Source organism: Rhodococcus sp. Q (assembly GCF_005503035.1).
Classification (GTDB): domain Bacteria; phylum Actinomycetota; class Actinomycetes; order Mycobacteriales; family Mycobacteriaceae; genus Rhodococcus_G.
The window spans coordinates 88,531-111,789 of sequence record NZ_SCOY01000008.1 but is presented as its reverse complement, the minus strand read 5'-3'; the positions used below and the strand labels follow the sequence as shown (position 1 = coordinate 111,789).

The 23,259-nt window shown below is 67.6% G+C and carries 24 protein-coding genes; 4 read left to right on the top strand and 20 right to left on the bottom strand.

What is annotated here, in order from left to right; genetic code table 11:
* Positions 1–5 precede the first annotated feature (5 nt).
* From FFS72_RS11185 to ctaD, 9 genes are all read right to left on the bottom strand, one after another.
* Entirely contained in the window at positions 6–986 is a 981-nt protein-coding gene (locus FFS72_RS11185) for a class I SAM-dependent methyltransferase (protein WP_137874008.1), read from the bottom strand.
* Positions 987–1,086: 100 nt separating this feature from the next.
* The gene (locus FFS72_RS11180) at positions 1,087–1,866 is read right to left on the bottom strand and encodes an enoyl-CoA hydratase/isomerase family protein (RefSeq protein ID WP_137874007.1); all 780 of its coding nucleotides are present in this window, start codon (positions 1,864–1,866) and stop codon (positions 1,087–1,089) included.
* Between the two features lie 72 nt (positions 1,867–1,938).
* Entirely contained in the window at positions 1,939–2,748 is an 810-nt protein-coding gene (locus tag FFS72_RS11175; RefSeq protein ID WP_137874006.1) for an NUDIX hydrolase, read from the bottom strand.
* 68 nt (positions 2,749–2,816) lie between these two features.
* Positions 2,817–3,647 (bottom strand): ABC transporter ATP-binding protein, encoded by an 831-nt coding sequence (locus tag FFS72_RS11170; protein ID WP_137874005.1) that lies wholly within the window; start codon positions 3,645–3,647, stop codon positions 2,817–2,819.
* A 6-nt stretch (positions 3,648–3,653) separates the two neighbouring features.
* Complete coding sequence (locus FFS72_RS26420) at positions 3,654–3,821, bottom strand: hypothetical protein (protein WP_171018633.1); 168 nt, start codon at positions 3,819–3,821, stop codon at positions 3,654–3,656.
* On the bottom strand, positions 3,818–4,423 hold the full coding sequence (locus tag FFS72_RS11165; protein ID WP_137874004.1) for a TenA family protein: 606 nt from the start codon (positions 4,421–4,423) through the stop codon (positions 3,818–3,820). The genes FFS72_RS26420 and FFS72_RS11165 overlap by 4 nt, the downstream gene beginning before the upstream one ends.
* Positions 4,424–4,489: 66 nt before the next feature.
* Complete coding sequence (locus FFS72_RS11160; protein ID WP_137874077.1) at positions 4,490–5,326, bottom strand: peptidyl-tRNA hydrolase; 837 nt, start codon at positions 5,324–5,326, stop codon at positions 4,490–4,492.
* Between the two features lie 5 nt (positions 5,327–5,331).
* Entirely contained in the window at positions 5,332–6,564 is a 1,233-nt protein-coding gene (gene serB / locus FFS72_RS11155) for a phosphoserine phosphatase SerB (protein ID WP_137874003.1), read from the bottom strand.
* 150 nt (positions 6,565–6,714) lie between these two features.
* Complete coding sequence (gene ctaD, locus FFS72_RS11150) at positions 6,715–8,445, bottom strand: aa3-type cytochrome oxidase subunit I (protein ID WP_137874002.1); 1,731 nt, start codon at positions 8,443–8,445, stop codon at positions 6,715–6,717.
* 424 nt (positions 8,446–8,869) lie between these two features.
* Here ctaD and FFS72_RS11145 point away from each other — a divergent pair, with 424 nt between their 5' ends.
* From FFS72_RS11145 to FFS72_RS11135, 3 genes are read left to right on the top strand one after another with little or no spacing between them, the layout of a single operon-like run.
* A complete protein-coding gene (locus FFS72_RS11145; protein WP_137874001.1) occupies positions 8,870–9,946 on the top strand; it encodes an ABC transporter substrate-binding protein in 1,077 nt (358 codons plus the stop codon).
* Positions 9,930–11,015 carry an HtaA domain-containing protein gene (locus FFS72_RS11140; protein ID WP_137874000.1) on the top strand — a complete coding sequence of 362 codons (1,086 nt, stop codon included), beginning with the start codon at positions 9,930–9,932 and terminating at the stop codon, positions 11,013–11,015. The genes FFS72_RS11145 and FFS72_RS11140 overlap by 17 nt, the downstream gene beginning before the upstream one ends.
* Positions 11,015–11,488, top strand: coding sequence for an NUDIX hydrolase (locus tag FFS72_RS11135; protein ID WP_137873999.1), 474 nt, complete (start codon positions 11,015–11,017; stop codon positions 11,486–11,488). The genes FFS72_RS11140 and FFS72_RS11135 overlap by 1 nt, the downstream gene beginning before the upstream one ends.
* Positions 11,489–11,492: 4 nt before the next feature.
* Here FFS72_RS11135 and FFS72_RS11130 read toward each other — a convergent pair whose 3' ends face one another.
* The 5 genes from FFS72_RS11130 to nrdH form a co-directional block, all read right to left on the bottom strand.
* On the bottom strand, positions 11,493–11,879 hold the full coding sequence (locus FFS72_RS11130; RefSeq protein ID WP_137873998.1) for a VOC family protein: 387 nt from the start codon (positions 11,877–11,879) through the stop codon (positions 11,493–11,495).
* A gap of 159 nt (positions 11,880–12,038) precedes the next feature.
* Positions 12,039–13,001 carry a class 1b ribonucleoside-diphosphate reductase subunit beta gene (gene nrdF / locus FFS72_RS11125; RefSeq protein ID WP_050065234.1) on the bottom strand — a complete coding sequence of 321 codons (963 nt, stop codon included), beginning with the start codon at positions 12,999–13,001 and terminating at the stop codon, positions 12,039–12,041.
* 49 nt (positions 13,002–13,050) lie between these two features.
* Positions 13,051–15,237: a class 1b ribonucleoside-diphosphate reductase subunit alpha gene (gene nrdE / locus FFS72_RS11120; protein WP_050064839.1), complete on the bottom strand. Its 2,187-nt coding sequence runs from the start codon at positions 15,235–15,237 to the stop codon at positions 13,051–13,053.
* Positions 15,195–15,653, bottom strand: coding sequence for a class Ib ribonucleoside-diphosphate reductase assembly flavoprotein NrdI (nrdI, locus tag FFS72_RS11115; protein ID WP_137873996.1), 459 nt, complete (start codon positions 15,651–15,653; stop codon positions 15,195–15,197). Before nrdI ends, nrdE begins: the two co-directional genes overlap by 43 nt.
* Before the next feature lie 23 nt (positions 15,654–15,676).
* Entirely contained in the window at positions 15,677–15,910 is a 234-nt protein-coding gene (gene nrdH / locus FFS72_RS11110; protein ID WP_050064837.1) for a glutaredoxin-like protein NrdH, read from the bottom strand.
* 391 nt (positions 15,911–16,301) lie between these two features.
* On the opposite strand from nrdH, the gene FFS72_RS11105 reads away from it, so the two are divergent.
* Positions 16,302–17,135 carry a siderophore-interacting protein gene (locus tag FFS72_RS11105; RefSeq protein ID WP_249353242.1) on the top strand — a complete coding sequence of 278 codons (834 nt, stop codon included), beginning with the start codon at positions 16,302–16,304 and terminating at the stop codon, positions 17,133–17,135.
* Between the two features lie 14 nt (positions 17,136–17,149).
* On the opposite strand, the gene FFS72_RS11100 is transcribed toward FFS72_RS11105, so the two are convergent.
* From FFS72_RS11100 to FFS72_RS11075, 6 genes are all read right to left on the bottom strand, one after another.
* Complete coding sequence (locus FFS72_RS11100) at positions 17,150–17,962, bottom strand: DUF1206 domain-containing protein (protein WP_137873995.1); 813 nt, start codon at positions 17,960–17,962, stop codon at positions 17,150–17,152.
* 91 nt (positions 17,963–18,053) lie between these two features.
* Entirely contained in the window at positions 18,054–18,653 is a 600-nt protein-coding gene (locus FFS72_RS11095) for a CHAP domain-containing protein (RefSeq protein WP_137873994.1), read from the bottom strand.
* 70 nt (positions 18,654–18,723) lie between these two features.
* On the bottom strand, positions 18,724–20,361 hold the full coding sequence (locus FFS72_RS11090) for an MFS transporter (protein ID WP_137874075.1): 1,638 nt from the start codon (positions 20,359–20,361) through the stop codon (positions 18,724–18,726).
* Between the two features lie 154 nt (positions 20,362–20,515).
* A complete protein-coding gene (locus FFS72_RS11085) occupies positions 20,516–20,974 on the bottom strand; it encodes a MarR family winged helix-turn-helix transcriptional regulator (protein ID WP_137873993.1) in 459 nt (152 codons plus the stop codon).
* A gap of 57 nt (positions 20,975–21,031) precedes the next feature.
* Positions 21,032–22,459, bottom strand: a complete 1,428-nt coding sequence (locus FFS72_RS11080) for an MFS transporter (RefSeq protein ID WP_137873992.1) — start codon at positions 22,457–22,459, stop codon at positions 21,032–21,034.
* Entirely contained in the window at positions 22,456–23,259 is an 804-nt protein-coding gene (locus tag FFS72_RS11075; protein WP_137873991.1) for an acyl-CoA thioesterase, read from the bottom strand. The genes FFS72_RS11080 and FFS72_RS11075 overlap by 4 nt, the downstream gene beginning before the upstream one ends.

The window sequence follows — 23,259 nt, the reverse complement described above, 5'->3', positions numbered from 1 at the left end:
AATCGTTACTTCCCTTCCGGCTTCACACCGGTGATCATCACGTTGTAGAAGAAGTTGCGCGGGACCACATGCTTGAGGACCTTCTCGTCCACCCAGCTCAGCGTCTTGAACCCACCGAACGCGAACCGGGCCCAGCCCCAGCCGAGCTTCTCCGGCGGCACTGCCGCCTCGAAGGTCCGGACCGGCCAGCCGAGCAGCGCCGCGGCGAACTCCTCGGTGATCGCGCGAACCTCGGTGCCACCGGCCGACTTCGCCATGTTCTCCAGGTCGGTCGGGTCGAACGTGTGGATGTCGACGACCGCCTCGAGCGCCGCGGCACGGGAGGACTCGTCGAGCTCGGCCTGCGGGCGACGCCAGTCGGCCAGGAACGGCAGCTTCGTGACTGTGGTGGTGGCCTCCCAGGTGATGCGCCCCAGCCAGCGGGCGTAGAAGTTGCCGACCGTGGACGGCTCGCCCGCGAACACGAAACGGCCGCCCGGCTTGAGCACGCGGAGCACCTCGCGCAGGGACTGCTCGACGTCCGGGATGTGGTGCAGCACCGCATGGCCGACGACGAGGTCGAAGGTGTTGTCGTCGTACGGGATCCGCTCGGCGTCCGCGACCCGGCCGTCGACCTCCAGTCCGAGGTTCTCGGCGTTGCGCAGCGCGACCTTGACCATGCCCGGCGACAGGTCGGTCACCGAACCGGTCTTCGCGACCCCGCCCTGCATCAGGTTGAGCAGGAAGAACCCGGTACCGCAGCCCAGTTCGAGCGCCCGCCCGTACGGCAGCGGCAGATCCCCGGCGACCGCGTCGAACCGACCGCGCGCGTACTCGATGCACCGCTCGTCGTACGAGATGGACCACTTCTCGTCGTACGTCTCGGCTTCCCAGTCGTGGTAGAGGACCTGGGCGAGCTTGGTGTCCTTGAGCGCTGCTTCGACCTCTTCGGCCGTGGCGTGCGGGTTCGGCGCGGGATCGACGCCGTTGTTCGGGCTTGCAGTCATGGAGGAGAGCCTACCCTGCGGTAAGCAAGGAACAAGTTCTAGTTTTCGATAAAAAAATGCCCCGGGTGACGCGACCACGCGTCACCCGGGGCACCCGAGGTCACTTGCCGACGAACTTGGCCTTGCCCGGCCCGTTCTCGACGAACGACGCCATGCCGATCGTGCGGTCCTCGGTGGCGAACAGGGCCGCGAACTGGGCCGCCTCGATCTTCAGGCCGGTGTTCAGATCCGTGTCGAGACCCTGGTCGATCGACGCCTTCGCCGCGGCCAACGCACGCGCAGCGCCGCCGACGAACTTCGACGCCCACGCGCGGGCAGCGTTGTACACCTCGTCGGGCGCGACCATCTCGTCGATCAGACCGATCGCCAGGGCCTCCTCGGCGCCGACGAAGCGACCGGTGAACACCATGTCCTTCGCCTTCGCGGGGCCGATCAGACGCGCCAGCCGCTGCGTGCCGCCGCCGCCGGGAATGACGCCCAGCAGCACCTCGGGAACACCGAGCTTCGCGTTGTCCCCCGCGATGCGGCGGTCGGCACCGAGCGCGATCTCCAGACCGCCGCCCAGGGCGTAGCCCGTGATCGCCGCGACCGTCGGCTTCGGGATGTCGGCGATCGCACCCAACGCGGACTGCAGCTCGCCCGCGATGGGCGACATCTCGGCGAACGTCATGTCCGCCATCTCCTTGATGTCCGCACCGGCCGCGAACACCTTCTCGCCGCCGTACACGATGACGGCCGCGACCTCGTCGTTGACGGTGGCCTCACGGGCCGCCGCACGCAGCTCCTCCTGGAGCTGACGGTTCAGGGCGTTCATCGGGGGACGGGCAAGACGGATGGTGCCGATGCCGTCGGACACTTCGAGGGTTACGAACTCAGCCATGACCGGAAGGCTACCGGTAATCCCTGATCCCAGATCCGGCGCTCCGCTCGTCCCAACCCGGATCCCGCGTCGCTACCGCTTGCTCCACGGATGGATCACGGCCTCGTAGTAGGGATCCTGCCCCGGGAACCGCACCCTCAGCTGCCCGTCCTCCTGGTACAGCGTCGGCAGGATCACGGGGATCTCCGGCTCTGCGGCGAGCACCTCCGCGACCGAACCGAACTGCGCGAGCGAGGTCAACTGCGTCCACGTCGGCGGAAGCAGGATCGTCTTCCCGGCACGCCAGTCCGTGAGCGCCTCCTCGGGCGTCTGCCAGGCCACCGACGCCGCCTCGGACGTCTCTCCGTCGGCCGTCTGCCCTTCCGGTGCGGCGGCGACGAAGAAGCGGGTGTCGTAGCGCCTGGTCTCTCCGACCGGGGTGATCCAATTCGCCCACGGGCGAAGCAGATCCGCGCGCAGCACCAATCCCTCGTTCGCGATGAACTCGCTGAAGGACAGCTCGCGCGACTCGAGTTGCTTGCGGGCCTGCGCATAGCCGGAGGTGTCGGCGACGACGGTGTCCGCGGTGGGGCCCGCGAGCAGCACCCCGCATTCCTCGAACGTCTCGCGCACCGCCGCACACACGAGTGCCTTCGCGCGCGACTCGTCCACGCCGAAGCGCTCGGCCCACCACGAGACCGGCGGCCCCGCCCACGCGACATCGGCGGATGCGTCCTGGGGATCGACGCCGCCGCCGGGGAACACCGTCATGCCGCCGGCGAACTCCATGCTCACGACGCGGCGCAGCAGGAACACCTCCGGACCGGAGACGCCGTCGCGCAACAGGATGACGGTGGACGCGTCCTTGACCGGGACGTCGGTGGGCAGCTGGCTGAGATCCATGTCACGCAACTTACGCCGCGTCCGTCGCCGCCCCGCCACCACTCCCCACCGCCCCTGGTGGGGTGGCGTCAGCGGCGGTGCTGGCCGGGCAGGCGGGTGCGACGGGCGAAGAAGCGGCCGTCGACGCGGTCGAGCGAGATCGACTGGCTGAACGCCGTCGTCAGGTTCTCCGCGGTGATGACATCGTCGACGAGTCCCTGCGCGACGACCTCACCCTCCTTGAGGAGCAGCGCGTGGGTGAAGCCGGGCGGAATCTCCTCGACGTGGTGGGTGATGAGGACCGTCGCCGGCGCGTCGGGGTCGGCCGCCAGATCCGCGAGCCGCGCCACGAGCTCCTCGCGACCGCCGAGGTCGAGTCCGGCCGCGGGCTCGTCGAGGAGCAGCAACTCCGGGTCGGTCATCAGCGCGCGAGCGATGAGCACCCGCTTGCGCTCGCCCTCGGACAGCGTGCCGTAGGTGCGGTCGGCGAGGTGCTCCGCGCCGATGCTCTCCAGGATCTCCACTGCGCGTTCGGTGTCCATGTCCTCGTAGCGCTCACGCCACCGGCCGAGGACCGCGTACCCGGCGGAGACGACGAGGTCCTTCACGAACTCGTCCGAGGGGACGCGATTCGCGAGCGCCGAGGACGACAGCCCGATGCGCGGCTTCAACTCGTTGACGTCGACCCGGCCGAGGGTCTCCCCGAGCAGGTTCGCGTGACCGGACGTCGGGAACACCTCCCCCGCCGCGATACGAAGGAGCGACGTCTTGCCGGCACCGTTCGGGCCGAGGACGACCCACCTCTCGTCGAGCTCCACCTTCCAGGTCACCGGACCCACCAGGGTCACGCCACCGCGGCGGATCAGAACGTCGTCGAAATCGATGAGCAGATCGGGATCAGGTTCGGACACGGCTGCCATCTTCTCTCACACACGCCGTCCCCGTACACCGGGATGCGCACGCGTGTCGGAGACTCGTACCAGCGCGTCCCGGAACCGTTCCTCGAAGCCGACGACGCGCCCGAACACGACGCGCCGCGTCACCGTCGCCCAGCGCTCGGTCTCACCGTCGAAAAGCGTCTGCGCCGTACTCACCGGGCGTCCCAGAATGCGAGCTCGTGCCGCATCGCCGTCATGAATGCCTCGTCCGCGACGGCCTCGTCCGGCGCCGCCTCGTCCAGCATCTGCGCGCATCGCTGTGCGAGCGCCGCGAAGCCGGGATCCGCGTAGGTGTCGACCCAGCGCCGAAAGCGCGGGTCGGCGGGCGGGTTCTGCGCGAGCGCGACTCCCAACTGGGAGTAGCCCCACATGCAGGGCAGCAACGCGGCAAGCCCGCGCCCGTAGTCGGCGGCGGCGTCGAGCAGGAAGCCCGTGTACGCCACGCACTGCGGACTCGGGGTCGCGGCGTCGAAGTCGGCGCCGAACGGTTCCGAGAGTTCCCGGTGCAGGTTCAGTTCCTCGTGCAGCGTCGAGTGCGCCAGGTCCACGAGTTCTCCGAGGTGCCCGTCGGGCGCCTGCCACGCGAGTCGTGCGAACACCCGCGTGTAGTCGAGCAGGTACAGGTAGTCCTGTTCGAGCCAGCGTCGGAACTCGGCGGGGTCGATGTCGCCTCGGCCGATACCGACGACCGTCGGATGCGCGAGCTGCTCCGCGAGCAACGGCCCGCCCTTGTCCTGCAACCTTGACGAAAGACTCACGCCTGCACCACCTTCCGACGATCAACGAGTCCGCGAGCAGCGCCGGCCTACCCGAGACGACCAGCGCTACGAGCGACGCCGACCACCCGGCCGACGAAATGCCCAACGTCGACCGGAGATCCGTCCACCAGCTGGTTCATCCGGCACCGGGTCCGGTGGCGTCGCCGTCGCGACGACCGTCATCGACCCGGGGGCGACCTCGGTGAACCCGGCGTCACGGACGGCCACCGCCTCCCCCGCGGCGACCAGTGCGGTCACCTCGGCCCAGCGCTGAGGATCGGCGTCACGCACCGCACAGCGGAACCCCTGCGCGGCCCACTCCGCCGCCTGCGTGACCGTCATCGCGCCCGCGAGCATCATCGCCGCGTGCCCGACCTGGGCGGCCGCCTTCCCCACCGTCATCCCGAGCGGAGCGTTCAGCCACAGCACCGGCAACGACGGGTCGGCGTCGTCGGGATCGTCGTGGTCGAGATCGGTGCCACCGATCTGCAGTTTGCGCACCCGAGGATCGAGGTCGCCGACCGGCCCCGGGACGAACGCCCGAGCCTGCGCGCCGTCGACCTCGACGGTGACGCCGTCGACGTCCTGCACGGCCAGCCACTGCGCGCCCCGCGCCCGCCGCGCGACCTTGCGAATGCGGGCGCCCGTCCATGCCAGGTAGTCACGCTGCCACGGCCCGGGTTCGCCGTCCTCGCCATTGCCGACGCGGGCGTCCAGGCACAGCGCCACCGTCGCCGCGGCGGCCGCCTCCAGCACCGCGGTACGCGCGGGCGGATCGGCCTTCGGGATGTGCAGGACCAGCGGCATCGCCAGCACCTGCGCGGGATCCTCCGGGTCGGGCCGGTGACCGTACCCGGCCGCGAGGACGGCGTGCCTGGCAGCGAACCCGGCGTCGGGCAGCATCAGCATCAGAGCGGAACCCGACGCACCAGCCCGTCGACGGCGTCCGCGGCCTCGACCTCGTGCCGTGTCACTCCGAGAACGAACAGCACCGCGTCGAGGAACGGATGCGAGAGCGCAGCGTCGGCGACCTCGCGCAGCGCAGGCTTCGCGTTGAACGCGACCCCGAGACCCGCGGCGTTGAGCATGTCGATGTCGTTGGCGCCGTCGCCGACGGCGACCGTCTGCTCCATCGGCACTCCGACCTGGTCGGCGAAGCGGCGCAGTGCGACGGCCTTGGCCGCGCGGTCGACGACCTCCCCGACAACGCGGCCGGTGAGCTTGCCGTCGACGATCTCCAGCGTGTTGGCCTGGACGAAGTCGAGTTCGAGTTCGTGCGCGAGGCCCTCGATGACCTGCCGGAAACCGCCCGACACGACGCCGCAGTGGTAGCCGAGACGACGGAGGGTGCGGATGGTGGTGCGGGCACCCGGGGTGAGTTCGATCTGCGCCGCGACCTCGTCGATCACGGACGCGTCGAGCCCGGCCAGGGTCGCGACCCGCTGGTGCAGCGACTCGGTGAAGTCGATCTCGCCGCGCATCGCGGACTCGGTGACCTCACGGACCTTGTCCTCGACGCCCGCGTGTGCGGCGAGCATCTCGATGACCTCGCCCTGAACGAGCGTCGAGTCGACGTCGAAGACGACGAGCCGCTTGGCCCGCCGGGAAAGGCCGGCGCGCTCGACGGCGATGTCGACCGATTCGGCCATCGCCAGTTCGGACAACGCGGTGCGCAGACGGCCGTTCGCGGCCTCGCTGGTGTCGGACGCGGTGACCATCAGTTCGAGGCCGGTGACGGGGTAGTCCGCGACGCCGCGGATCGAGTCGATGTTCGCGCCCTGCTTCGCCAGCTCACTCGCGATGTGGCTGAACGAGCGGGCGGTGACGGGGCTGCCGAGCACCACGACGGCGTGCGTGGGCGCGACGGGCCGCGCCGCCGCACCTCCACCGATCTCGACGTCCACGCTCATTCCGACCGTGGCCATCGCGCCCTCGAGCGCCTCCTGCAGCGCTTCCGGATCCGACGGGCACTCGACGAGCACTCCGAGCGTGAGCCTGCCGCGGATGACGACCTGCTCGACGTCGAGCAGGCTCACGTGGTGCCGTGCGAGCGCGGCGAGCAGGACCGAGGTGACGCCCGGGCGGTCCCGGCCCGTCACGGTCACGAGAACCGTCGTCGCCGACTGTGCATCCGAACCCACCGAGAATCTCCCTCCATCCCGCGGCCGCTGCCACGGGTTTCGTGCTCCATTGTGCCAAGCAGGGTTCTGCAAGGCGAAAGGCCCCGCCCGAATGTCGGGCGGGGCCTTTCAGTTGCCATCTGCGCTATCGCTGGTCGGCGACGCGAAGGCTCAGTGTGCGTCCTCGAGGACGGCGGTCTTGCTGCCGTGCCCGGGGCCGACGTGTGCCTCTGCGCGCATCCGCTCGACCATGTGCGGGTAGTGCAGCTCGAACGCCGGGCGCTCCGAACGGATCCGGGGCAGCTCGGTGAAGTTGTGACGCGGCGGCGGGCAGGTGGTCGCCCACTCGAGCGAGTTGCCGTAACCCCACGGGTCGTCGACCGTGACGACCTCGCCGTAGCGGTAGCTCTTGAAGACGTTCCAGATGAACGGCAGCGTCGAGGCACCGAGGACGAAAGCACCGATCGTGGAGATCGTGTTCAGCGTCGTGAACCCGTCGGAGGGCAGGTAGTCGGCGTAGCGACGGGGCATGCCCTCGTTGCCGAGCCAGTGCTGCACGAGGAACGTGGTGTGGAAGCCGATGAAGGTCGTCCAGAAGTGCCACTTCGCGAGACGCTCGTCCATCATGCGTCCGGTCATCTTCGGGAACCAGAAGTAGATGCCCGCGTAGGTGGCGAACACGATGGTGCCGAAGAGCACGTAGTGGAAGTGCGCGACGACGAAGTACGAGTCGGTGACGTGGAAGTCGAGCGGCGGGCTGGCGAGCAGGACGCCGGACAGGCCACCGAAGAGGAACGTCACGATGAAGCCGACCGAGAACAGCATCGGTGACTCGAACGTCAACTGGCCCTTCCACATGGTGCCGATCCAGTTGAAGAACTTCACACCGGTCGGAACCGCGATGAGGAACGTCATGAAGGAGAAGAACGGCAGCAGGATCGCGCCGGTGGCGTACATGTGGTGCGCCCACACGGCGATGGACAGGGCGGCGATGCCGAGCGTGGCGTAGACCAGGCCGCTGTAACCGAAGATCGGCTTACGCGAGAAGACCGGGAAGATCTCCGACACGATGCCGAAGAACGGCAGGGCGATGATGTACACCTCGGGGTGGCCGAAGAACCAGAACAGGTGCTGCCACAGCAGGACGCCGCCGTTGGCCGGGTCGAAGATGTGCGCGCCGAAGTGACGGTCGACGAACAGGCCGAGCAGCGCCGCGGTCAGCAGCGGGAAGGCGAGCAGGATCAGCACGCTGGTCACCAGGATGTTCCAGGTGAAGATCGGCATGCGGAACATGGTCATGCCGGGAGCGCGGAGGCACACGACGGTGGTGATCATGTTGACGCCACCGAGGATGGTGCCGAGGCCGCTGACGCCGAGGCCCAGGATCCACAGGTCCGCGCCGACGCCGGGCGAGTGCAGGGCGTCGGTGAGGGGGCTGTACGCGGTCCAACCGAAGTCTGCGGCACCACCGGGGGTGATGAAGCCGGCGGTCGCGACGGTCGAGCCGAACAGGTACAGCCAGTAGCTGAAGGCGTTCAGGCGCGGGAACGCGACGTCGGGCGCACCGATCTGCAGCGGCAGGATGTAGTTCGCGAAACCGAAGACGATCGGCGTCGCGTACATCAGCAGCATGATCGTGCCGTGCATGGTGAACAGCTGGTTGAACTGCTCGTTCGACAGGAACTGCATGCCGGGAATCGCGAGTTCCGAACGCATCAGCAGGGCCATCAGGCCGCCGATCAGGAAGAACGCGAACGACGTCACCATGTACATGATCCCGAGGACCTTGGGATCGGTCGTGGTGATCATCTTGTAGATGTAGGAACCCTTAGGTCCAAGCCTCGCCGGAAACGGCCGTTTGGCCGTTAGCTCGGGGACTGGCTGGGGCGCTACGGCAGTCACTGATCCTCCTGAATGTGCCCTTGGTCGCTCCGCAGGCTCGCTCAGGACACTCGCCTCGGGCTGCGAGACGACCATCCTCATGGCTTGCGCTGTGAGAATCGTAGACCGTCGCCCGACGATCCGGGGACCGGGTCCTACCTCTTGTCGTACTTCGTGTCGATCCGAAAACCGAACTCGTCCCTGACCTGGGGCGACAGGACGGCCCACGACGATCACGACCGCGCGTCACCGTCACACGGGCCGCGTCACCGCCGGGTGCGCGCATCGGCGCGGTCTGCGACCGCGCACGCGGTCGATCCAAGACCTCCCCACCCAGTGTTAAGGTTTGGCTTACCTACGTCCTACTGGCTCTCCCCCACGGTGACCGGACCGTCACCGTCGATAGTCTTCGGAGCATCCCCCCGCGAGAGGAAAGCCCCGCCACATGCGCAAGCCCACACTCATCCGCCGCCTGACACCTGCCGCCGTGCTCGCGGCCTCCGCGCTCGTCCTCACCGCGTGCGGCGGATCCGGAACCGAAGACGCGGCGAGCACCATCGTCCGCAGCACCACCAACGTCGCCGGTGCGGGCGTCCTCGGCAACGCCCGCGACACCGAGAACGTCTGCGGCCCGACCGCCCCCGTCGACCCCGCAGGCGTCACCGGCTCGGTTCGCAAGGTCGCGCACGCCGCGGGCGAGTCCGAGGTCCCGGCAGACCCGCAGCGAATCGTGGTCCTCGACACCGACAAGCTCGACACCGTGTGTGCGCTCGGACTGCAGGACCGCCTCGTCGGTGCAGCCGTCACCGGCGCGGTCGGCGCGCAGCCCGAATACCTCGGCGCGACCATCGCAGCGGTCGAACCGGTCGGCACCGTCCAGGAGCCCAACTTCGAGAAGATCGCGGCGCTGCAGCCGGATCTGATCCTCGGCTCGAAGTTCCGCACCCCGGACGACTACGAGCGGCTCTCGGCCATCGCGCCGACCACGTTCACCGAGAAGGTGGGCCTGACGTGGAAGGACAACCTGGTCCTCGACGGCACGGCCCTCGGCCGCGGAGCCAGTGCCCAGCAGGTGCTCGACGAGTACGAGACCACCGCCACCGAGACCGGCAAGTCTCTGAACTCCTCCGAGACCCAGGCGTCGGTCGTCCGGTTCATGCCGGGCGTCATCCGGATCTACGGCCCGGACAGCTTCTCCGGTCAGGTCCTCGCCGACGCCGGCGTGCAGCGGCCCCCGTTCCAGCGGCTCGAGGGCGCACAGGATCGCCGGTTCGCCGAGCTCAGCGAAGAGGAACTGCCGAAGGCCGAAGGCGACATCATCTACGTCAGCTTCTACGGCGACGAGGCCCGCGGCCAGGGCGTCGACATCATGAACAGCGACCTGTGGCAGCGGCTCGGCGCGGTGACGGACAAGCGTGTGTTCGCCGTCGACGACGAAATCTGGATGACCGGCATCGGCGTGATCGCCGCGAACGGCATTCTCGACGACCTGGAGGCGTCACTCAATGGCTACGTCAACTAGGACGCGGGTTCTTCTCGCCGGACTGGGCGTCGTGCTCGCCGGTTCGGTGCTCGCCGCGCCGGGCGCGGTCGCGGCACCGACCGGCACCGCGCACATCGAGGTGCTCGCAGCGGACGGCGTCACCCCGCTGGGTGACACCGCCGTCCACCAGGGCGACCGGATCGTGGTGCGCGGCACCGGATTCGACCCCGATGCCAACACGTCGGGTCTGCCCGTCCCCGTTCCCCCGGGCGTCCCGCACGGCACGTTCGTCACCTTCGGTGCGTTCGCGCCCGACTGGCGTCCGTCCGAGGACGCTCCCGCCGACGCCCGCGTCGGCCAGCAGCGTTCCGCAACGGCGTGGGTGATGTCCGAGGACGCGTTGAACCGGGTGCCCGACGTCCCGTTCGACTTCCGCCGGACCATTCGCCAGCAGTGGGTGCCGCTGGCCGACGACGGCTCGTTCACCGCGACGCTCACCGTCACCAAGCCGGCGAAGACCGCTCCCGATGCCGTGTACGGCGTCTACACGTATGCGGCCGCCGACGCCGTCAACGCCGCCGAGGAACTGTCGGTGCCCGTGAACTTCGATCCCGCACCGGGACCCAACGCGCCGGTTCCGCCGCAGCAGGATCTCGTGTGGGGCGTTGCGCCTGGATACGCAGATCTCGTGAGGACCACTCTGCAGGGATCGATCACCGGCAGTGACGGCGCATCCGTCCTCGGCGACGGCCGTCTCACCTTCGAGCTCGACGGCGCCGACGTCGATCCCGCGACCGGTCTCGGCACCGTCCGCTACCGCGGCACCGTCGTCTCGTTCACCCGGTTCCACCTCGCGGAGATCGCCCTCACCGACCCGTGGATCGAATTCACCGACCAGGGCACCTTCCTCACCGCGGAGACGTCCGACGGCAACATGGTCGGCGACGACTCGATGCACCGCATCCGGTTCGCGCAACTCGACACCCCGGCGCGGGCAGGGGGCGGCGAGTTCGCAGGCATCCCGGCACGGTTCGTGGCGCCGCTCGCGCCGAGCATCCTGCTCCCCTACTCCGGGCAGCAGGCCGCACCCGTCACCTTCCGGTACTGATGCCGGTCCCCGAGTTCATCCTCGACCTGCGCGCTCACGTCGGACACGCCCCACTGTGGCTGTCCGGCGTGAGCGCCGTCGTCGTCGACGAGGACGAACGAATCCTGTTGGGACGCAGGGCCGACAACGGAAACTGGGCGATCGTTTCGGGCATCCTCGAACCCGGCGAGCAGCCCGCGGCCGCGATCGTCCGGGAGATCCGCGAGGAGACAGGCGTCGAGGTCGAACTCGTCCGGCTGTCCAGCGTGGACGTGACCGCGCCGTTGACGCACGCCAACGGCGACCAGGCCCAGTATCTGGACCTGTGTTTCCTGGCGCGCCACGTGGGCGGGGAACCGCACCCCTCGGACGACGAGAACCTCGAGGTCGCGTGGTTCTCCCCCGACGCGCTGCCCTCCCCGCTCAACGACAGTTCCGTCGGGCGGATCGAGAAGGCGCTACGGGGCAGTCGGGAGACCTGGTTCGAGCGCTGAGCGGTCAGGACGTCCGGGTCTCCCACAGGCCCATGACGTTGCCCTCGGTGTCCTTGAAGTAGGCGGCGTATCCCATCTCGCCGACCTCCGTCTTCTCCCCCACCGGTTCACCGCCGAGGGTGGTGATCTTGGCGAGCGTGTCGTCGATGCTCGCGACGTCGATCGTGATCACCGGTCCCCGCGGGAACGACGGTTCGCGTTCGAACATGCCGCCGCCGATGTACCCAGGTTCGGCGGGCATCCCGGTGTCCGCCGTCGGACCGGTCGACACACCGGTGTAGTTGTACTCGGGCATATCGTGGTAGTCCCAACCGAACACGTCACGGTAGAACCCCCGCGCCCGGTCCCCGTCGTCGAACGGGACCTCGAAGTGCACCACTCGACCGCTCATCGCCGCCTCCTCGCGATTGTGAACCCGCCACGTCGACGGTAACCCCGTTCGAAACGTGTGAGAAGAGCGCCGCCGCCCAAGACCGAATGTGGCGGTCAGCCATTCGGAATGGCTGACCGCCACATTCGGTCGATGCGGGGTGAAGCGGGGCCGTGCGCGCTAGAAGTCCCAGTCCTCGTCTTCGGTGTTGACGGCCTTGCCGATGACGTAGCTGGAGCCGGAGCCGGAGAAGAAGTCGTGGTTCTCGTCCGCGTTCGGGGACAGCGCCGACAGGATCGCCGGGTTGACGTCCGTCTCGTCCTTCGGGAACAGGCCCTCGTAGCCGAGGTTCATCAGCGCCTTGTTGGCGTTGTAGCGCAGGAACTTCTTGACGTCCTCGGTGAGCCCGACCTCGTCGTAGAGATCCTGCGTGTACTCGACCTCGTTGTCGTACAGCTCGAACAGCAGCTCGAACGTGTAGTTCTTGAGGTCCTCGCGCTCCTCCTGCGTCAGCTGCTCGAGTCCGCGCTGGTACTTGTATCCGATGTAGTAGCCGTGGACGGCCTCGTCGCGGATGATCAGGCGGATCAGGTCGGCGGTGTTGGTGAGCTTGGCCCGCGACGACCAGTACATCGGCAGGTAGAAGCCGGAGTAGAACAGGAACGACTCGAGCAGCGTCGAGGCGACCTTCCGCTTGAGCGGGCTGTCACCGTTGTAGTACTCGAGGACGATCTCGGCCTTGCGCTGCAGGTTCGGGTTCTCCTCCGACCAGCGGAACGCGTCGTCGATCTCACGCGTGGAGCAGAGCGTGGAGAAGATGCTGGAGTACGACTTCGCGTGCACCGACTCCATGAACGCGATGTTGGTGTACACCGCCTCCTCGTGCGGGGTCAGCGCGTCCGGAATCAGCGAGACGGCGCCGACGGTGCCCTGGATGGTGTCGAGCAGCGTCAGACCCGTGAACACCCGCATGGTGAGCTGCTTCTCGCCCGCGGTCAGCGTGTTCCAGGACGGGATGTCGTTGGAGACCGGCACCTTCTCCGGCAGCCAGAAGTTGCCGGTGAGGCGGTCCCACACCTCCGCGTCCTTCTCGTCGGGGACGCGGTTCCAGTTGATCGCCGACACCCGGTCGATCAGCTTGATCTTCTGGCTCACGATGCCCTCACTCCGTTCGAAAAATCATTACCAAGACTCACAGCATGCACGAGACGCAACCCTCCACCTCGGTGCCTTCGAGGGCCATCTGCCGAAGTCGGATGTAGTAGAGCGTCTTGATTCCCTTGCGCCACGCGTAGATCTGCGCCTTGTTGATGTCGCGGGTGGTGGCGGTGTCCTTGAAGAACAGCGTCAGCGACAGACCCTGGTCCACGTGCTGGGTGGCAGCGGCGTAGGTGTCGATGATCTTCTCGTACCCGATCTCGTACGCGTCCTGGTAGTACTCCAGGTTGTCGTTCGTCAGGTAGGGCGCCGGGTAGTAGACGCGACCGATCTTGCCTTCCTTGCGGATCTCGATCTTCGACGCCACCGGGTGGATGGAGCTGGTGGAGTTGTTGATGTAGGAGATCGACCCGGTCGGCGGGACGGCCTGCAGGTTCTGGTTGTAGATGCCGTACTGCTGCACGGACGCCTTCAGTTCACGCCAGTCGTCCTGGGTGGGGATGTGGACGTTGGCGTCGGCGAACAGCTGCCGCACCCGCTCGGTCGCCGGCTCCCACACCTGGTTCGTGTACTTGTCGAAGTACTCACCCGTCGCGTACTTCGACTCCGGGAAGCCCGCGAAGTACGTGCCGCGTTCCTTGGCGATCGCGTTGGACGCGCGGATCGCGTGGTACACGACCGTGTAGAAGTAGATGTTCGTGAAGTCGATACCCTCGGCCGAGCCGTAGTGGACGCGTTCGCGGGCGAGGTAGCCGTGCAGGTTCATCTGCCCGAGGCCGATGGCGTGACCCTCGTCGTTGGCCTTGCGGATCGACGGGACGGAGTCGATGGACGTCTGATCCGCGACCGCGGTCAGCGCACGGATCGACGTCTCGATGGTCTGCGCGAAATCCGGCGAGTCCATCGTCTTCGCGATGTTCAGCGACCCGAGGTTGCAGGAGATGTCCTTGCCCACGGTGCTGTAGGTCAGGTCGTCGTTGTACTCGGACGGCGTGGAGACCTGCAGGATCTCCGAGCACAGGTTCGAGTGGGTGACCTTGCCCGCGATCGGGTTGGCCCGGTTCACGGTGTCCTCGTACATGATGTACGGGTAGCCGGACTCGAACTGCAGCTCGGCGACGGTCTGGAAGAACTCGCGCGCCTTGATCTTCGACTTGCGGATGCGCTTGTCGTCGACCATCTCGTAGTACTTCTCGGTGACGTTGATGTCGGCGAACGGCTTGCCGTAGATGCGCTCGACGTCGTACGGCGAGAAGAGGTACATGTCCTCGTTCTTCTTCGCCAGCTCGAACGTGATGTCCGGGATGACGACGCCGAGGGACAGCGTCTTGATGCGGATCTTCTCGTCCGCGTTCTCCCGCTTGGTGTCGAGGAAGCGGTAGATGTCCGGGTGGTGGGCGTGCAGGTACACCGCGCCCGCACCCTGACGCGCGCCGAGCTGGTTCGCGTAGGAGAAGGAGTCCTCGAGCAGCTTCATGATCGGGATGACGCCCGACGACTGGTTCTCGATCTTCTTGATCGGCGCGCCGTGTTCGCGAACGTTGCTGAGCAGCAACGCAACTCCGCCACCGCGCTTGGACAGCTGCAGTGCCGAGTTGATGGCGCGGCCGATGGACTCCATGTTGTCCTCGATGCGCAGCAGGAAGCAGGAGACGGGCTCGCCGCGCTGCTTCTTGCCGGAGTTGAGGAACGTCGGGGTCGCCGGCTGGAAGCGGCCGGAGATGATCTCGTCGACGAGCTGCTCCGCGAGGTGTTCGTCGCCCGCGGCGAGGGTCAGCGCGACCATGCAGACACGGTCCTCGAAGCGCTCCAGGTAGCGCTTGCCGTCGAACGTCTTGAGCGTGTACGAGGTGTAGTACTTGAACGCGCCGAGGAACGTCGGGAATCGGAACTTGTGCGCGTACGCGCGGTCGATCAGATCCTTGACGAAGTTGCGCGTGTACTGATCGAGAACCTCACGCTCGTAATAGTTTTCCTTGATCAGGTAGTCCAGCTTCTCGTCCACGTTGTGGAAGAAGACCGTGTTCTGGTTGACGTGCTGCAAAAAGTACTGGTGCGCCGCCTCACGGTCCTTGTCGAACTGGATCTCCCCGTTCGGGCCGTACAGGTTCAGCATCGCGTTCAGCGCGTGGTAGTCGAGCTCCCCCGCCGACGAGTCGGGTCGTGCCGTAGCGCGCTCTACACTCCCAGCCGGGGCTGTGTCTGTGATGGTCGGTGCCACTGTTCACTCTCCATGAAGTCTGCGAGGCCTTGGCGCACTGCGTCGACGTCCTCGGCTGTTCCCATTAGTTCGAAGCGGTACAGGTACGGGACCCGACACTTCTGCGAAATCACGTTTCCGGCATAGCAATACGACTCGCCGAAGTTGGTGTTGCCAGCAGCGATCACCCCTCGGATGAGGGAGCGATTGTGCTGGTTGTTGAGGAATCGGATGACCTGCTTGGGCACGTAGCTCGTGTCGCGTCCGGTCACCGTCGTCCCGCCGCCATAGGTGGGCAGGATCAGGACGTACGGCTCGTCGACTTCGAACGTGCCCTCGCGGTCGTGCAGCGGTATGCGCTCAGCCGGGATTCCCAGCTTCTGCACGAAGCGGTGGGTGTTCTCCGATGCGCTAGAGAAGTAGACCAGCGAAGTCACTGCCGATCATCTCCGTGAGATCTTCAGGCCGCCGCGGTGGCGAGGGACTTGATCCGATCGGGACGGAAACCCGACCAGTGATCGTCGCCTGCGACCACGACGGGCGCCTGCAGGTACCCGAGGGCCATCACGAAGTCGCGGGCCTCAGCGTCCTCGCTGATGTCGATGACGTTGTATTCGATACCGGCCTTGTCGAGCGCACGGTAGGTCGCATTGCACTGAACGCACGCCGGCTTGGTGTAGACGGTGATGCTCATGTAAGTCCTCTTCCCCTTGGCTTACGAATCGAAGCTGTGCTTTCGAAATCCAGTGAACGGTGTTTACTCGGTCCTTCCGAACGCGGTGAACACGGCCGGCAACAGCCGGATCGCGACGCCGTACGTGACGCCAATCTCACCTACTGAAGCAGCCCCTCGGCCCACGTTCTCGACCGTTCCGGGCACTGCCTTCTCGGTGCCTCCGACACTACACCTAGTGGCCGACAAACCCGCAACACGCGAGATGTTGTGAACGACATTCATGGAATTCCCAGGTCGTAAGCCTTCGCGCAGGTCATCGGCGCACCACTCTCGGCGTGTCGCGGGTCACATTCCAGCGGGTATGCCGAGGAAATCGCTGGGATGTGCCTGGTCGGCCTAGGGTGGGCCCGTGGCGACCCCCGACGACCCTCGATTCCGTGCCCACGTCACAGACGTGACGACCCTCTCACCGAGCCTGCGGCGCGTCCGCATCGGTGGACCCGCACTAGTCGACTGGGACACCAGCGGCGATCCCGACGAGCGGGTTCTGGTCGCATTCCCCGACGCCGCGGAGCGCGGCCACCGCCGCAGCTACACCGTCCGGTCCTGGGACCCTGTCACACGTGTCGTCGACATCGACTTCGCGGTGCACGCCGGCGGCGCCGCGGCGCAGTGGGCGCGGTCCGCAGCACCTGGCACACCCGTGGTGTTGTCGTCACCCAAGGGTTGGTGGAATCCGCCCGCGCCCGCACGTCGCCTCGTCCTGCTCGCGGACCTCACAGCACTGCCCGCTGCCGGACGGATCGTCGAGTCGCTCGACCACCGCGCGACCGTCCACGTCGTCGCCGAGATCCCCCACGACGCCGACCGGCAGGAGTGGGCCACGACTGCCGAGCTGACGGTGACCTGGCTGACCGGTACCGGCAACGGCCTGTCCCCGAGCCTTCTCCCCCACACCCTTGCCGCGGTACCGCGCCTCGCCGACGCCGAGTACGTCTGGGCCGGTGGTGAGGCAGGCGCGATGCGTGCCATGCGCGCCCACCTGCGCCGCGACCTCGGCTGGTCGCCCGATCGCTACCACGTGATGGGCTACTGGCAGGCCGACAAGGAGCGCTGGCTCGCGCGGTATGCCGAGGTCGAGGACCGGATCGAGGAGCTGACGGCACGGGAGCTGGCTGCGGGCCGGACGCTCGACGAGGTCCGCGACGCGATCGACGACGCCCTGTCGGCGGCGGGCCTGTAGAACGGGACGCGTCGTCACATCCGGGCGTACCGGGCCATGACGAAGCTGTACAGCCCGTACGTCGCGATCCCCGCACCGGCCAGCACCAGGGCGATCTGCCCGAAAGGTGCCTCACCCAAGGTCTTGACCGCACCGTCGAGGCCGGTGGCCTTCGATGGGTCCGACTGCAGGGTCGCGACGATAACGAGGATCCCGGCGCCCACGATCGCGAGTCCTTTCGCGACGTAGCCGACGACACCGAGCAGCGTGACGGCCTTCCCACCCGATGTCCTCAGGTCGTCGAGGAAGTTCTTCGAGGCGCCCTTGTACACGTGATAGCCGCCGATCGCGACGGTAACGAGCCCGACTGCGACGAGAACCGCCTTGCCACCACCCGACTCCATCAGCCGGGCGCTCAGGCCCGCGTTCTGTTCCCCACTGGACTTGCCGCTCCCCCGGGCGAACTGGTACGCGGAGTACGCGAACGCGAAGTAGACGACCGACAGTCCGAATGCCTTGGCCCGGTCGACCAGTGACACCTCTTCCTGTGATGTGGCCTCGGTGGCGTGCGGACCGATCACGGTTTCCGCGAGGCGCCACAGCCCCAGCGCGACAAAGGCCACGACGGCGATCCACAGGACGATCGCGCCGCCCGTGGTCGAGGCGAGCGTGCCGAGCGCCCCCGACTGGTCGGCCGTGCCGCCGCCACCGAACGCGAGCCTGACGACGATGTATCCGATGAGCAGGTGCACGAACCCGCTCATCACGTGTCCGGCACGCGCCGCTCGTTCGAATGTGGTGCTGTCGGTGGCACTGTCGACCGCGCGCTGAACGGGATTCTCGGTCATGTCCGCCTCCGGGTTGTCGGGGCTCGACGCCGCGGCAGGGCGGCGTGAGCTGTTCGACGTATACCCACGGAGGGCGCTGATCATCCCCGGCTCACGCCGCGGGCAGCCGCCCGAACCCGACGACCGCGGAATCCGTCGCCCAGTCGACGGTGTGGACGCGAATCCGGCCCATCTCGTTGCCGCCGACGGTGGTCGCGGTGTCGCCGTCGACCGCGACGACGACGTTCGTGTGCTGGCCGACCCAGCTGGTGTTGTCGTAGAGCACGACGTCGCCTACGACCGGCCGGTAGCCGGTGCCGGCCGCCTCGAATCGTCCCACCGACTCGTAGTACTCCTGCAACGTGTAGACACCGGGGATGCGCCAGTGCCCCGAGTTCGGGTTCGACAGCGGCATGTCCGCTTCCCTCATGATCCAGCTGACGAAGTTCGCGCACCACGCCTGCTCGACGCCTTCGGAATAGAAGGTGCCGGGTCGCTGCGCGTCGTGTTCGGCTTCGAGCAGGTCCACCACCGCCACCTGTTCGGCTGACAGCGCTGTCCGGTCGATGTCGGGAAACGGCGTCGTGTCCCACGGCAGGTAGCGGCTCGGCACCAGCCAGAGGACTCCGGCCAGGGCAACGGCCAGCACTGCCGTGATCGCGGCGACCCAGGCGAGGGTTCGGCGCCGGGTACGGCCGAGTGTCGTGGTCATCCATCCAATGTAGCCAGTACGAAGGTGGGGCCCTCCCGGAAGCCGGGAGGGCCCCACACGGATCGGCCGGTCAGAGCTTGCTGCGACTCGCGCGCTCCGCCTTGTCTTCCAGTTCGTCGACCTCGGAGATCATCTCGCTGTCCGCGCCGCCGATCGAGAGGGTGTCGGCCGCGGCCTGCGCCGCCCGCTCTGCCGCGGCGAGTTGCTCCATCGCGCTGTCCGTCTTCAGCGCGACCTCCTTGAGGAAGGCGATCGCGACGAGGCTCAGCAGAGCGAGGATGCCCGCGATCATGAAGACCCGCGCGGTCGCGTCACCGTAGGCACCTCGCACGATGTCGCCGATCTGCTCGGGCAGTTCGTTGAGGTTCGACAGCCCCGCTCCGGAACCGCCGGCCTTGCTCAGGTCCACGCCTGCGTCGGTGAGTCCCTTCGTGGTCAGGTCCGCGACGTGAGTGGAGAGCACCGCACCGAGCACGGAGACACCCGCCGCACCGCCGAGCGACCGGAAGAAGGCGACGGTCGCGCTGGCCGAGCCGAGATCGGTCGGGGCGACGTTGTTCTGCACGGGCAACACCAGGTTCTGCATGGTCATACCCATGCCGGCACCCAGGATGAACAGGTAGAGGGCGATCAGGCCCATGTTGGTCGCGTGGTCCGTGGTGCCGAGCAGCAGGAAGCCCGCCGCCATGCCGATGCCTCCGGCCACCAGGTAGCGCTTCCACTTGCCGTACTTGGTGATCAGTGACCCGGAGACGGTGGCGGAGAGCATCGACCCGATCACCATGGGGAGGGTGAGCAGTCCGGCGACTGTCGGCGAGTAGCCGCGGGCGATCTGGAAGTACTGACCCAGGAAGACGGCACCACCGAACATCGCGACACCGACGCCGACGCTGGCGAGGGTGGCAAGCGTCATGGTGCGGTCCCGGAACAAGCGCAGCGGGACAACCGGGTCCTTCGCCTTCGTCTCCGTGTAGACGGCCAGCCCAAGCAGCACCACACCCACGGCGACGAGCTCGTAGGAGGTCGCCGAAGACCACGCGAAGTTCTTGCCTGCCAGGGTGACCCAGATCAGGAGAACGCTCACGCCGGCGGCGATCAGGGTCGCACCCACGTAGTCGATCTTCACGTCGTCCCGCTTGACGACGGGCAGGTTGAGGGTGCGTCCGATGACGACGAGCGCGATCACGGCGAGGGGTGCGCCGACGAAGAAGCACCAGCGCCATCCGAGCCAGCTCGTGTCGACGATCACGCCGCCGAGCAGCGGGCCGGCCACGGTCGCGACAGCCATCACGGCAGCCATCGGCCCCTGGTAGCGGCCGCGCTCGCGGGGGCTGAACATAGCGGCGATCACGATGATGCCGAGCGCCTGCAGGCCACCGAGGCCGAGGCCCTGGACCACGCGGAAACCGATCAGCCACGGGACGCTGGTCGAGAATCCGGCGAGGACCGACCCCAGGGTGAAGAGCACCAGCGACAGCTGCACGAGCAGCTTCTTGCTGGCCAGGTCGGCGAACTTGCCCCAGATCGGGGTCGTCGCGGTGGACGCGAGCAGGGTCGCGGTGACGATCCAGGTGTACTGGTCCTGGGTGCCGTGCAGTTCGGTGATGATCGTCGGCAGCGCGTTCGAGACGATCGTCGACGACAGGAACGCGACGAACATGCCGAGGAGAATGCCGACGAGCGCCTCGATGCGTTGCTTGTGCGTCATCACGCCGGACGACGCGTCCACGTCTGGTGGACTGTCCGGGGCAGCGGACGAACTCATGGTCACTCCTGTCGAAACGAACGGTGGAAGTACGAACACGGCCGACGTCGGGAGTCGACCGTGCACAGGGAGGGGGCGCGGAGGTCCGCGCCGGTGTTCAGCGCGAGGAAGCCACGGACCGTGGCTCGTCGGCGACGGCATCGCGCAGCCTGCCGACGGTGGCGGTCAACGCATCCACTTCCTCGTCGGTCCACTCGGTCATCACCGAGAGGAACCACTCCAGTTGGACTTCGCGATGCACGCGGAGCGCCTCGGCTCCCGCTTCCGAGAGCGACAGCAGGCTGGCGCGCCCGTCGAGCGGGTCGGGCGTCCGGACGACGTAGCCCAGCGACTCGGCGTGTGCGATCTGCCTGCTCAGCGCGGACTGTGTGACTCGCAGGTCCTCCGCGACCGCGCTCGGGCGGTGCCCCTGCGAGCACGCGACGTGTGTGAGCAGGGCGCCGAGTGGCGGCGGCAGCATGCCGATGTGTGCGCTGCGTGCGGCCTTCGCACGGGTATGACGAACCAGCCCGCGCAGCGACTCGATAAGGTTCGACGCCGATTCCGCGCTGACCATCACACCTCCAACTAGTTGCTGCGGGAAACCATACACCTATTTGGTTGCGCCCAACAACTAAATCGTCGAGGCAGTGGGCTCCCTCACCAGCGCCGTGAGCAGCAACGCAAGTCCCGCCACGCCTGCTCCGACCGCGAAGGCGATGACGAAGGCGGCTTCCCGCGGAACGGCGGTCCCCGTCACCGTGAGAATCGTCAGCAGGGTGGATATCAACGCACTCGACAACGAACTGCCGATGGTGCGGGCGATCGAGTTGACACTGTTCGCGATGCCGGTCTCGGACTGGTCGACCTCCACCACGATCATCGCGGGCAGTGCCGCATACGCCAGGCTGATGAACACCTGCACGGCCGTCATCGCGACGATCACCGGTGCGACGGCGTCATGAGACAGGGCGGCGAGCACGAACCCGGCGATACCCAGCAGGCAGGCGCCGATCAGCACGCCCCGGGCGCCGAACCGGTTCAGCAACCGTCCGCTGCACACCGACGCGACCACGCCGACCACCGCACCGGGCAGCAGGTACACCGCGCCCGTCTCGAGGACCGTCGCGTCGAACCCGTAGCCCGCGACCGCGCGCGGCGCCTGCACGAGGTACGCGCAGGCCAGGAATCCGACGAACAGGGCGGCACCGACCAGCAGCGCGGTGAGGTTCGCGACGAGGACCGGCCGACGGGTCAGCATCTGCGGCGGCACCAGCGGATGCGCGGCGCGACGCTCGAACGCGAACCACCCTCCGAGCACCGCGATCCCGCCGACAGCGCACCCGATCGTCGGCAGCGAGACCCAACCCCAGCGCGCGCCCTCCGACAGCGCCAACAGCAGCAGCACCAACCCGACCGCCAGCAGCGCGGCGCCGATCCAGTCCAGTGGGCCGGACGCGACACTCGGCCGGGCGGGAATCGACGCCATCGCCGCGACCAGGACGACGAGCCCGACGATCGCCGTGAACCAGAACACCCGGCGGTAGTCGGTGTCGTCGTGCACCAGCAGTCCGGTCACCACCATGCCGACTCCACCGCCGACGCCGAGCATGCCCGAGAGCAGACCCATCGCGCCCACCAGGCGCTCGGTGGGCAACTCGTCGCGCAGAATCGCGATACCGATCGGGAACAGCGCGAACGACGCGCCCTGCAGCACCCGGCCCAGGATCAGCAACGGCAGTGCGTGGGTGAGCGCGGCGAGCAGCGAGCCGCACAGCACGACGACGAGAATTCCGATCAGAACCGGGCGTTTGCCGCGCAGGTCGGCGAGTCTGCCGAGGATCGGTGTCGACACCGCGGCGGCGAGCAGGTTCGCGGTCAGCACCCAGCCGACGGCGGTGGTGCCGACGTCGAGTTGATCCCCGATCCGGCCGATGACCGGCACGACCATCGTCTGCATCATCGCGACGGTCATCACGGTCAGGCTCAACACGGGCAGCATCAGCCGTGACACCGCGGTGGGCGTGCCCGTGTCCGCAGGTGCGGGTGCAACTGCGGTCATCGACCGGACTCCGTTCGAGCGAACCGAAGCAGACCCTCCTGCGCCGCGATCGCCACGAGCCTGCCCTCGGTGTCGAACAGTCGCCCCGTCACCAGCGCCCTGCCGGATTCCGAGGACGGCGACTCCTGGTCGTGGAGGAGCCACTCGTCGGCGCGGAAGTCGCGGACGAACCAGAGCGTGTGGTCGAGGGACGCCCCCTGCAGGTTCCGGTGGGGATGCGGGAGCAGCGCGCTGTCGAGGAGGTCCATGTCGGTGAGATAGGTCAGGGCACAGGCGTGCACGACGGGGGCGTCGGACAGCCGTTCCCGGTGTCTGATCCACAGTCGCTGCCGCGTCGGATCGCCGTCCGCGGCGTCCCGGGGAACCCAGCGGCGGTCCCAGCCCGCCCACTCCGCGAGTCCGACGGGATCAGCGCCTCCCGCCAGTTCCTCCGGTCCGGGCACGTCGGGCATGACGGCCTGGTGGGAGAATCCGTCGTCGCCGCGGTGGAAGGACGCCATCATCGTGAAAATGGCTTCACCACCTTGGGTTCCGGTGACCCGGCGGGTTCCGAAACTGCCGCCGTCCCGGATCCGGTCGACGGTGAAGTCGGTGGGATCGAGGACACGACCGGGACGCAGGAAGTAGGCGTGCACGGAATGCACCCGAAACGCCGCGTCGACGGTGCGCGCCGCAGCCATCAACGCCTGACCCGCGACCTGGCCACCGAACGTCTTGGGAAGCTCGCTCGGAATCGGGCGGGAGCGGAACGTGTCCGGCGCCCGCTCCTCGAGGTCGAGGATCTCGTCGAAATGTGCCAC